At 65.9% G+C, this 10652-nt stretch carries 9 protein-coding genes; all 9 read left to right on the top strand.

Annotated features, from left to right (window positions below; genetic code table 11):
- The first annotated feature begins 14 nt into the window (after window positions 1-14).
- The 9 genes from BSF38_RS19405 (at window position 15) to BSF38_RS19365 (ending at window position 10652) form a co-directional block, all read left to right on the top strand.
- The gene (locus BSF38_RS19405; RefSeq protein ID WP_076348394.1) at window positions 15-320 is read left to right on the top strand and encodes an acyl carrier protein; all 306 of its coding nucleotides are present in this window, start codon (window positions 15-17) and stop codon (window positions 318-320) included.
- A complete protein-coding gene (locus BSF38_RS19400; protein WP_076348392.1) occupies window positions 320-1936 on the top strand; it encodes an alkaline phosphatase family protein in 1617 nt (538 codons plus the stop codon). The genes BSF38_RS19405 and BSF38_RS19400 overlap by 1 nt, the downstream gene beginning before the upstream one ends.
- A 17-nt stretch (window positions 1937-1953) precedes the next feature.
- A complete protein-coding gene (locus tag BSF38_RS19395; RefSeq protein WP_076348390.1) occupies window positions 1954-2832 on the top strand; it encodes an alpha/beta fold hydrolase in 879 nt (292 codons plus the stop codon).
- A gap of 11 nt (window positions 2833-2843) precedes the next feature.
- Window positions 2844-3818 carry an SDR family oxidoreductase gene (locus tag BSF38_RS19390; protein ID WP_076348388.1) on the top strand — a complete coding sequence of 325 codons (975 nt, stop codon included), beginning with the start codon at window positions 2844-2846 and terminating at the stop codon, window positions 3816-3818.
- Window positions 3819-3827: 9 nt separating this feature from the next.
- Window positions 3828-5156: a glycosyltransferase gene (locus BSF38_RS19385; RefSeq protein WP_076348386.1), complete on the top strand. Its 1329-nt coding sequence runs from the start codon at window positions 3828-3830 to the stop codon at window positions 5154-5156.
- 27 nt (window positions 5157-5183) lie between these two features.
- Window positions 5184-6062 carry an FkbM family methyltransferase gene (locus BSF38_RS19380; protein ID WP_076348384.1) on the top strand — a complete coding sequence of 293 codons (879 nt, stop codon included), beginning with the start codon at window positions 5184-5186 and terminating at the stop codon, window positions 6060-6062.
- A 56-nt stretch (window positions 6063-6118) separates the two neighbouring features.
- Window positions 6119-7105, top strand: coding sequence for an FkbM family methyltransferase (locus BSF38_RS19375; protein WP_076348382.1), 987 nt, complete (start codon window positions 6119-6121; stop codon window positions 7103-7105).
- Between the two features lie 99 nt (window positions 7106-7204).
- Complete coding sequence (locus BSF38_RS19370; RefSeq protein ID WP_076348380.1) at window positions 7205-9571, top strand: hypothetical protein; 2367 nt, start codon at window positions 7205-7207, stop codon at window positions 9569-9571.
- Between the two features lie 412 nt (window positions 9572-9983).
- On the top strand, window positions 9984-10652 hold the full coding sequence (locus BSF38_RS19365; RefSeq protein ID WP_237170526.1) for a hypothetical protein: 669 nt from the start codon (window positions 9984-9986) through the stop codon (window positions 10650-10652).

Below are 10652 nucleotides of genomic sequence, written 5' to 3'. Positions count from 1 at the left end.
CCAGAGGAGCGATCATGACGTTTACCCATAAGCAAGTTCTCGAAGAAGTGCTCAGCCTCATGACCGAGCTCTCAGGGGATTGGGAATACTCGGACGAGATCACGGCGGAGACGCGCCTCCTGGGCGATCTCGCGATGGACTCGCTCGATCTGGTGATCCTCGGCTCGGAGCTTCAGGAGCGGTACGGACAGCTCCCGTTCTCCGAGTTCCTAGCCGAGCTGGGGAAGCAGGAAGCGGATCAGAGGGACGTCACCATCGGCGAGCTGGTGGACCTGATCTGCGGGCAGCAGAGGGCGACGGCGCCCGGAGGCGTGGTGTGATGGCGAAGACGATCCTGATCGGGCTCGACGGGGCGACGTTCACCGTACTCGATCCCTTGATGGCTGGCGGCGTCATGCCCTTTCTCCGCGACCTCGTCGCCGAGGGAGTCCGAGCGACCCTGCGCTCGGTCATCCCTCCGCTTACGCCGCCGGCCTGGACGTCGCTGATGACCGGAAAGCGGCCGGGCGAACACGGCGTCTTCGACTTCTTCCAGAAGGAGACGCCGAACAGCCGGTACTTCCGGTTCACCACGTCGCACGACGTCCAGGCCGCCACGATCTGGTCGATGGCCGGCGAATGCGGCCTGCGAAGCAACGTGCTGAACTTCCCCCTCATGTTCCCGCCGCCGGCGCTCAACGGCTGCTTGGTGCCGGGCGGATGGATGCCCTGGCGACAGCTTCGGCTGGGTTGCCGGCCGGCGGCCCTCTTCGATCGCTTAAAGGAGCTCCCTTCCTTCAACCCGCGCGAGCTGTCCCACGACATGGCGCTCGAGGAGAAGGTGCTCGAGGGGTGCGCCGCCGAGGAATACCTCGATTGGATCATGCTTCACACGCGTCGAGAGCGGCGCTGGACCGAGATCTTCCTTTACCTCATGCGGGAGGAGCCCGCGGACTTCAGCGCGATCCTCTTCGACGGCGTGGACAAGCTTCAACATCTCTGCTGGCGGTTTCTCGACCCGTCGCTCGCGCCGGAGCGACCGACGCCATGGGAGCATGAAGTCCAATCGGCGTGCGAGAATTACTTCCGCGAGCTCGACGGGTTGATCGCCGAAATCGTCTCCAGCGCCGGGCCCGGCGCGACCGTCGTTTTCGCGTCCGATCACGGATTCGGGCCGACCTCCGACATCTTCTACATCAACACCTGGCTCGAACGGCAGGGCCGTCTGGCCTGGGCCGGCGATCGGGGCGCGCGGCCGGACGCGACGCACCAGGTCGGCATCAATCAGATCGCCCGCCACGTCTTCGAGATGGACTGGGAACGGACGACGGCCTACGGCGCCACGCCGAGCAGCCAGGGAATCCATATCGTCCGGCCCACGTCGGACGGAACCGTGGGCGTGCCGGCCGAAGCCTACGATCGGGTCCGCGACGAGCTGGTGGAGGGATTAATGGGTCTCCGTCATCCCGAGACCGGCCGTCCTGTGGTGGCCGAGGTCTGGGCGCGCGACGACGTCTTCGCCGGCCCGTTCGAACCCTGGGCCCCGGACTTGACCGTCCGACTGGAAGGCGACGCCGTGGTCTCCATCCTCCGGTCGGACTCCGTCATGGGTCGGCGACCCGAGCCCGCGGGCACCCACCGCCCGGAGGGCGTCTTCCTGGCGAGAGGGCCGGGCGTCCATCGCGGCGCGTCCGTCGCGGAGCTTTCGCTGCTGGACGTCGCACCCTTCGTGCTCCACAGCTTGGGGATGCCAATCCCCGACGACCTCTCCGGACGCCTCCCTCTCCAAGCGCTCGAAGCGGGATCGTCGCCGAGGCGAGTCGTGAAAGCGACCGGAGTCCGCACCCCCGTCGCGGCGGTCATGGCACCCGAGCCGATGGGCGCGGACGCCGCCCTCGACGCGGAAGAAGAGCAACTGGTCCTGAAGCGACTGTCGGCCCTCGGATACCTGGAATAAACGGCTGGGAGGATGGAATGCCAAAAGCGACCCTTCAAAGCGGTCTGAAACTCCATTATCAGCGCACCGGCCGGGGCCCTGATCTTGTGATGATCCACGGCCTCACCGGCAACCTGGCCGTGTGGCACCTGAAGATCGTCCCGATGCTCGCGGACCACTTCCGGATCTTGACCTACGATCTTCGAGGCCACGGCTACAGCGACATGCCCCCCTCTGGCTACACCGCCACAGACATGGCCGCGGACCTGGAAGGTCTTCTGGATGACTTGGGGATCGAGCAGGCGAACCTCGTGGGGCACAGTTACGGCGCGGACATCGCGCTCTATTACGCCTTTCGAAATCCAAGCCGCGTCCTTCAGGTCGGAGCCGTCGAGGCCGCGCTGCCGGCCTTGATCCACCTCCGCACCCGAGAAGATTGGGTGGGGTGGACCTACTGGGTCGAGGTGCTGGAACGGTCGGGCGTCACGGTACCGCCGGAGCATCGTTGCGACCTTGAATATATGGTCCGGCTCAGCATGAGCCTGCCCAAAAAGTGGGGACCCCTTCGAGGCCTGCCGCGCAATCCCGAGAAATTCCTGCGCGTCCTGGACTCGACCCCGCTGACCAGCGATTACGAAGTAGTCGGCGACCTGACCCTCGAGAACATTCCCCGCGTCGAGGCTCCAGTCCACCTGATCTACGCCGAGGGGTCGGCGTTCCTCGGGAGCCACGACTACCTGCTCGAGCACTTGCCCAACGCCCGGTCGGTGATGCTCCCCTCGTCTGAGTGGGGCCATTTCGGGCCGCTCGAACAGCCCGAGGCTGTCGTGGGCCACTTGATCGAATCCTTGGCCCCGCCTTCGGCGGCGGAGGACGGTCGCGTCGCCATCCCTCGCCCAGCGCAGTTGAGAGCATAAGGAGCCCGCGCATGGACAACGTCTTGGTTACCGGCAGTTCGACGGGCTTGGGGCTTGAGACAGCCCTATACCTCGCCAGGCGCGGCTTCAGGGTCTTCGCGGGAGTCCGCGACCTCGGACATCGGCCGACCGTGCTCGAGGCGGCTGGGGAACGCGGCGTCGAGCTCACCGTCGTCCAGCTCGACGTGACCGACTCCCAGAGCGTCGACCGAGCGGTCGAGACAATCGTCGAGTCGGGAGGCGGCGTCTACGGGCTCGTCAACAACGCCGGCATCGGACTGCGCGGGTGCTTCGAGGATCTCCAGATGTGCGAAATCCGCGACGTCTTCGAGGCCAATGTGTTCGGCACGATGAACGTGACACGCCGGGTCCTCCCTCATATGCGAGCCGCCGGGCGAGGCCGGATCGTGACGATCTCCTCAGTCGGCGGCCGGATCGCGACCTTCGGCCTGAGCGCGTATATTTCCACCAAGTTCGCCCAGGAAGGATTCGGCGAGGCGCTCGCCCTCGAGGTCCAGCCGTTCGGCATCCGTTCGATCCTGATCGAACCGGGGATCATCAAGACCTCGCGGTGGTCGGTCAATCGGGGAAACGCCGCCCACGCGCTCGATCCCGCGAGCCCCTATCACGCGATGTTCGTGAATCACGAGGCGCTGGCCGACCGTTTCGTGGAGACGCGCAAGACCAGGCCGCACCACGTGGCGAAGGCCGTGCACCGCGCGTTGACGAGCCGATGGCCTCGGATGCGATACGTCGTCGGACGGCCCGCTTCGGTCGCCATCGCCCTGCGCGGGCTGATGCCCGACCGGGTCTTCGACTGGCTCTATTTTGGAACGTTGCTCCGGCATATCAAGAACGACCAGGCGGCCGGGCCCGCCGCACATCCCCGCGACCCGGAGCTAGGCGCCTCCGTCGCCGCGTCGCGTAACCGGGCCGCGTCAGGGGCCATGGCCGAGGCGACTTACGACCAGATTGAATCGGAGTAGGAGGGCGACATGGCTCGTTACTTGTTCACCGTATGGCCGTTCGTGGGTCATATCAACCCATTCATGAGCGTCGCCAGGGCGCTGAAGGCGCGGGGGCACGAGGTGGCCTTCTACAGCAGCGAGAGCACGCGGGCCACGATCGAGCCCCAGGGCGTCGTCCTGTTCCCGTTCAATCACCTGCGAGAAGCCCCCATCTGGGAGGCGGTCCAGGCGGCCGAGACGAGAGCGACGCTTGGGTGGCACTCGCCCCGCCTATTGATCCGCGCGTTCCGCGACTGGCTGGCCGGGACGCTCCCCGAACAGGTCGCCGACATTCAGGAGATCATCGAGGAGTGGCGGCCCGACGTCGTCGTGACCGAGACGGGGATGTGGGGGCCGATCGTGATCCTCGGCGAGACGTCGCCCGTGCCGGTGGCGATCCTGACGACGCTGATGGGCTGCCTCATCCCCGGCCCCGACGCCCCACCGGGGGGCCCGGGACTGCCATCGCCTCGGACTTTTCGCACCCGCCTGCTGGCAAAGGCCGTGACGAAGCTCGGCGACGTTCTGGCCGTCGGCGTCCGCCGGCACGTCAACATGATTCGCGCGTCGCACGGGCTGGCGCCGATGGAAAGCTCGGTGAACGCGCACATGGCGAGGCTGCCGCTCTACCTGATCCCAAGCGTGCGCGAGATCGACTACGACCGCCGCGACCTCCCGCCGAGCGTCCACTACGTCGGGCCTTGCGTGTGGAACAAGGCCGACGGCGCGCCCGCCCCCGCGTGGCTGGACCAACTCCCGACCGACGAGCCGTGGGTGCACGTCACCGAGGGCACGGCGCATTATCAAGATCCGGTCGTGCTCCGCGCCGCGGCCAGGGGGCTAGCGAACCTCCCCATGCAGGCCATCCTGACCACCGGCTCTCAGCGCGATCCGGACGAGCTCGGCCTCGGCCCGATCGCCCCGAACATCCGCGTCGAACGGTGGGTCAGTCACAGCGACTTGCTCCCTCGTTGCTCGGTCCTGGTGACGACGGGGGGGGCCGGCACCGTATTGACCGCGCTCCAGCTCGGCGTGCCCCTCATCATCGTGCCCACGCACTGGGACAAGCCGGACAACGCCCGGCGCGTCGTGGAGGCCGGCGCCAGCCTGAGGCTCACGCCGCGCCGTTGCACGCCGGCCGGCCTCCGCGCCGCCGTCGAGCGCGTCCTGAACGAGCCGAGCTTCCGCCTCAACGCCCGTCGGATCGCCCGGATCATGGCCGACCATCCCGGCCCAGTTGGGGCCGCCGAATTGCTGGAATCTCTCGCGATGCGGTCGTCGACCGCGAGCGAGCGGGCGGAGACCCTCGCCCACTAACCCTCTCCCTCGATGAGGAGAATCGTGATGAAGATTCGCATGCCCAACGGGATGGTGATTCACGGTCACAGTCGGGGCGAGGCGCGCCTGCTCTTCGACGAGATCTTCAACAAGCAAGTCTATGTCAGGAACGGCATTGAACTCCAAGAAGGAGACGTCGTCGTGGACGTCGGGGCGAACCTGGGGCTGTTTTCTCTCTTTCTGGGCGAGACCCTGCGGGACGTCACTCTTTACGCCTTCGAGCCCGTTCCCGACATCTTCGAATCCCTGCGCCTCAATACGAGCCGCCTGGAAGGAAGAATCGTCCTGCGGAACGCGGGCCTTTCGGACCGGGAGGGCCAGGCGGTTTTCACCTATTACCCGCACCTTCCTTGCTTCTCGACATCGTGCCCCGACCGCCTGGAGAAACGCTGGGCGGACCTGAGAGACATTCTGATCCGCATGGGCGACCAGAGAGCCGGAGGCGGCGGACGCCTGCGAGAAGCGCGCGAGAAGGTCCGTTCGTGGGGAGTGAGCGGGCTGCTCTATTACGCCTCCCGGAAGAAAGATCGCGTCTGTACGCTCACCCGACTCTCGAAGACCATCTCCGACCACGGAATCGACAGAATCGACCTGCTCAAGGTTGACGTGGAGGGGAGCGAGTGGGACGTCCTGCGAGGAGTCGACGAGGCGGACTGGAGGAAGATCAAGCAGTTGGTCGTGGAGGTGCACGACGTGGAGTCGGGGGCGGAAGGCATGTCGGAGTGGCTCGAAGACCGGGGCTATCAGGTCGCGATCGACCACACCAACGAGGACCGTCGATCCCCGGTGTCCCTGCTCTATGCCCGACGTCGAAAACCGGGGGCCGGCTCCTCAGCCCGATCGTCCCAGGCGCTCGTCCAGCCAGGCGGCCCGGTGGCGGTCTAGCTGACGGTTCAATCGGTCCGGAGCTTTCACCCCGAGGACGAGAGGAGTCGATCGCGATGCAACGCAAGTCTCCGAAGACCATGCTGCCCAACGGCCTGGCGGCGCACGGGGCGACGCCCAATACCGTGCGACTCTATCAACTGATCCTCGATTATTTCCATTACGGAGTCGCCTTCGTTCCCGGCATGACGGTCGTCGACGTCGGAGCGAACATCGGACTGTTCTCGCTGGAGGTGCTCCAGCGGTGCGGGGGCGACGTCAACCTGATCGCTCTCGAACCCGGGCCGCTCGCCTACGCGGACCTCGAGCGCAATCTTCGCGAACACTTCCCGACGTCACCGGCCAGGCCCCTGCGCTGCGCCCTTTCCGACCATCCCGGTGAGGCGGTCTTCTACGACCGTCCACTCGCCTCCGCTCTCTCATCCCTCGAACCGGGCGGCCTGACGGATCGTCGACAACTCGTCCAATCCTTGCTGAGGCCCGACCCGCCGGCTGACTTCCAGTCGATCACCCCCCGATGGCTGAAGCGGTTGCCACGGCCGATCGCAAGCCAGGCCCTCGACTGGCTCATCCGAAGGGTCGAGTCGAAAGTCGTGCCGGCACCGTGCAGGTTGAAGACGCTTTCCCAGATCATCGCCGAGGAGTCGATTACCCGGGTCGATTTCCTAAAGGTCGACGTCGAGGGGGCGGAACTGAAAGTGCTCGGCGGCGTCGTCCCGGCCGATTGGCCCAAAATCGAGGCCTTGGCGGTCGAGGTCCACGACATCGACGATCGCGTCGAGGGCGTGCGCCGGATGCTCGAAGACGCCGGATTCGCGCGGATCGAGGTCGGGCAGGAGTGGCTGTTCGAGTCAAGCAACGTCTACATGGTTTTCGCCGGCAGGGAGCGCCCCGACGCGTCGGCGTCGAGGGATTTCCATTCCGCGGCCTCGCCGGTCGCGGTCGGCTCGATCGATCGACGCCGCCACGCGCGTCCGAGCGACCCCGAGACTCTGACGGCCCATACCTCCGATCGTCGGGGCGATGGAGGCCCTGTTCGTTGAATCGTACTCCACGGTGGAGTACGAGCGCTTCGCGTTTCGTCCCAGCAGAGCGAGTCGGCCGCGGATCGCGGCAGGACTAGGCGACCCGAGGAGTTTGCGATGCCACTTCTTTCCCGTCCGATCGGCTCATATCGGTCATTTCCATCTCGTCGGATCTGGGGTCTCGCGGCCGTCGCGCTGCTCCTGCTTACCCGGGCCAGTCCTGGTCAGATCGCCCAGTCGGGATTCAAGCAGATCAGTCTCCCCGGGTTCGGAGATCGCCACAACAGCTACTCCTGGTCGATGAAATGGTTCAATGGAAACCTGTACATCGGAACGAACCGGGATTTCCAGTGCGTTGAAAACGCGACGATCGCCTTTTACTACCCGATCGTCATTCCGCTCCAGGCGATCTTCGCGGAGCCCGACGTCCCCTGCCCCTCGAATCCCGCGGACCTCGACCTGCGGGCGGAGATCTGGCGGTTCTCTCCGAGCAACGGGCAATGGACGAGGATCTACCAGTCGGATTTCGTGCCCGGCACGACCGTGGCTCGCGACATCGGGTATCGCGACATGGTCGTCTATCAAGAGGCGGATGGGACCGAGGCTCTCTACATCGTCGGCTGCACGGCCCGAGAATTCACTCCAGGAATGCCGCCGCCGCGGATTCTCCGCATGACGATCGCCAACGACCCCGTCACAGGGCAGCCCGGCGAGGTCTTCGAGGCGATCCCCCAGGACCCCGGGACATTCATGGGCGACACGAAGGCCGTTACGTTTCGCGCCACGGCCGTCTACAACAATCGACTGTACGTCTCGGCCAGCCTCGGACTGACTGGAAACGGCTCCGTCCTGGAGTCGTCGAATCCTCGACTGGGGAACAACAGCTTCCGCCAGGTCACTCCGTCGCAGCTTCAAGTTTATGAGATGTCCGTCTTCAACAACTCGCTGTATTTTGGTGCGGGCGATCAATCGACCGGCTATTCCGTGTGGAAGACGAACGCCTCGGGGAATTTACCCTACACGATAACCCCGGTCGTGACCGGCGGGGCGGGCCGCGGGCCGATCATGACGTCGGTCGTCAGCATGTATCCCTTCCAGGGCAGGCTCTACGTGGGGAGCGCCGGTTGGTATTCGACGCTGCTCCCCTCTTCCGAGCTGATTCGAATCAACCCCAATGACTCCTGGGAGCTCATCTCCGGAAACATCCGACTGACGTCCAACGGGCTCGTGTTCCCGCTCAGCGGCCTGGGCGATGGTTTCGGCAACCCGTTCAACGCGCACATCTGGCGGCTGGAAGAGCACCAGGGGGTGCTTTACGCGGGGACGAACGACGACAGTTGGGCGCTGCGGTTCACACCGTTGGCGCCCTTCTTCCGCTCCGAGTTCGGGTTCGACATCTTCGCGAGCCCGAACGGCGTCGCCTGGTCGCCGATCACCCGCAACGGCCTGGGCGACATGTACAACTTCGGCCTCAGGACGTTCGCTTCGACACCGGTCGGCCTGTTCGTCGGGACCGTCAACTACGTCCAGGGCACGGAAGTTTGGCTGGGCGGTTCGGTCGCGTCAACTGCGGCGAGCGCAGCCGTTGCGATGAGCGGCGCTGCGGCGGCGGAAGTAATGTCGCCCGAGCCGATCAGACGACGAAGGTCCTCGCGTTCGGCTCCGCAGCAGGCGACCCCCGGAACCGTGGCGACGGGAGGATCGCAGCCCGCACCGTCGACCAACCAGCTCAGCGGGGGCGACGGCGTGCCTCACTCTCCTCTGCTTCCCGAAGGACTGGAAGTGGAGAGTCACGGCAAGAACGCCCTCGTCTCCTGGAGCCCTCAGCCGGAAGCCGCCCTGTACCATGTCTTCCGCTCGACCTATCGGAAAACCGATCTCGGCTTCCTGCTGGGCATTGGAGCCGAGGCCGAAGGCCAAGAGGATCCGTTGCGACCGGGCGAAGCGCCGGGCGTCTTCTCGGTCCCCGGGCCTTACGTGGAGATCGGGACCGCCACAAAACCGCTCTTCGATGATCGCAACATCGTCAAGAAGGGGGCGTACGCCTATTACGTGCAGGCCGAGGACCGGAAGGGGAAATTGTCCCCTCCTTCGAATATCAAGATGATCCCGGATCTCGGCCCTCCGGCCACGTTCGAGCGAATCCGGACGGAACTGATCGACTTCATCCTCGCCGACAAGGCGCGGGCGATGGAGAGAGCCGGGCTGCTGGACCTCCTGGATCAGAGCCGGACCGCGGCGGCCGGGAAAGACCTCGCCACCGCCAAGGCGCGATTGAACGAAGTTCAGCAAAGGTTGACGCGACTCCGGGAAAGCAGCCCGGCGGCCCCCCCCGCCAGCCCCCTGAACATCCTGATCGCCAGGCTCGCCAGGCGGATCGACCTGAGCCTCACCGGAGTCCTGCCGGGCGACGACCTGACTCGTGAGGAAGGCGCCTCTCAGGACCGAGCGAGGCCGCGCGTCGCCCCGGAGAGGACGCGATGACCGGGGCGACCCCGCCCCTCGGCGCGGACGTCGGTTGAAGGCCGGATCAAGTGTGCTGGACGAGCGACCGCCGGACTTCGGAGATCAAGTCGTGCCATCGTTTAGGGATCGACGTGAGGCCATGGCCGAACTCCGAAACGGCGAGCCGAATCCTGGGGCCGTTGCCGTCGCCGACTTATCGGTCGGGGTGGAAACTCACGCCGCCTCGGCAGTCGGCGTGCCGGACCGGAACAGCCTACAGGTGGCCGTCCCTGACCTGACGATCGGTCTCGGCGGATCGTCGGGGGAATCCGTCCGTGAGACCGGAGCGGCTTGCGACTCCGAGTCGTTCTTCGAGCCGACCGAACGGCCCCGAACGGTCGGCGGCCTCGAGTCCCGTCGATCCGCCCGGTCCATGAAGCGAGTCGGACCGATGCTCGTCCTGTGGGCGGTCCTCATCATCGACCTCCAGGGAGCGCTCTGGCTCTCGGGGGTGAAAACCTTGGCGTTGCAACAGGCCGTGGAGCAGGGGGTCGCTCGCGCCGAGTCGCGCACCGTCGGCGAGATGGCCGACAATCAGATCCATAAGGCGATCCGGGACCAGCGCGCCACGCTGAGATTCTGGACGATCCTGGCCCTGATCGGCGACTTCGTCGTCGAACCGTTGGCGCCGGCCGTCAGGGCCCTCGTGGTGGCGACTCTCCTGAGCGCCCTGGCCGCCTTGGCCGGCCGCCCGATCGGATTCCGCCTCGCCCTGGACGAATGCGCCGCCGTACAGGGCTACTGGGTGCTGGGCCTGGCACTGCAGACGACGCTGGTGTTCGCCCTCCGGACATCCGAAGTCGACGCCTCGATGGCGTTGTTGCTCCCCTCGGGGACGTACCGAGCCGCGCCCTGGGTCGCCTGGCGTCAGGCCGACGCCTTCGCGCTCCTCGGCTGGTCCTCCTTGATCCTCGGCGGCTGGCGCCGAGGTCAGGCCAATCTCGCGACCGCAACCGCGGCCTGCTCGGTCGTGGCGGCGGTCGAAGCGGCGATTCGAATTGGATTGACACTCATCACCGGTGCAGCAATGCGTCTCATATTGATGCCCGGTCGTTTCTAG

It is taken from the genome of Paludisphaera borealis, assembly GCF_001956985.1.
GTDB classification, from domain to species: Bacteria; Planctomycetota; Planctomycetia; order Isosphaerales; family Isosphaeraceae; genus Paludisphaera; species Paludisphaera borealis.
Note: the sequence above shows the minus strand (reverse complement) of the source record. Positions and strands in the feature narration are given on the sequence as shown.

What these genes read in the sequence shown, in the direction of transcription:
- BSF38_RS19405 (WP_076348394.1), top strand. Translation starts at nt 15, where the DNA reads ATGACGTTTACCCATAAGCAAGTTCTCGAAGAAGTGCTCAGCCTCATG.
- BSF38_RS19400 (WP_076348392.1), top strand. Translation starts at nt 320, where the DNA reads ATGGCGAAGACGATCCTGATCGGGCTCGACGGGGCGACGTTCACCGTA.
- BSF38_RS19395 (WP_076348390.1), top strand. Translation starts at nt 1,954, where the DNA reads ATGCCAAAAGCGACCCTTCAAAGCGGTCTGAAACTCCATTATCAGCGC.
- BSF38_RS19390 (WP_076348388.1), top strand. Translation starts at nt 2,844, where the DNA reads ATGGACAACGTCTTGGTTACCGGCAGTTCGACGGGCTTGGGGCTTGAG.
- BSF38_RS19385 (WP_076348386.1), top strand. Translation starts at nt 3,828, where the DNA reads ATGGCTCGTTACTTGTTCACCGTATGGCCGTTCGTGGGTCATATCAAC.
- BSF38_RS19380 (WP_076348384.1), top strand. Translation starts at nt 5,184, where the DNA reads ATGAAGATTCGCATGCCCAACGGGATGGTGATTCACGGTCACAGTCGG.
- BSF38_RS19375 (WP_076348382.1), top strand. Translation starts at nt 6,119, where the DNA reads ATGCAACGCAAGTCTCCGAAGACCATGCTGCCCAACGGCCTGGCGGCG.
- BSF38_RS19370 (WP_076348380.1), top strand. Translation starts at nt 7,205, where the DNA reads ATGCCACTTCTTTCCCGTCCGATCGGCTCATATCGGTCATTTCCATCT.
- BSF38_RS19365 (WP_237170526.1), top strand. Translation starts at nt 9,984, where the DNA reads ATGCTCGTCCTGTGGGCGGTCCTCATCATCGACCTCCAGGGAGCGCTC.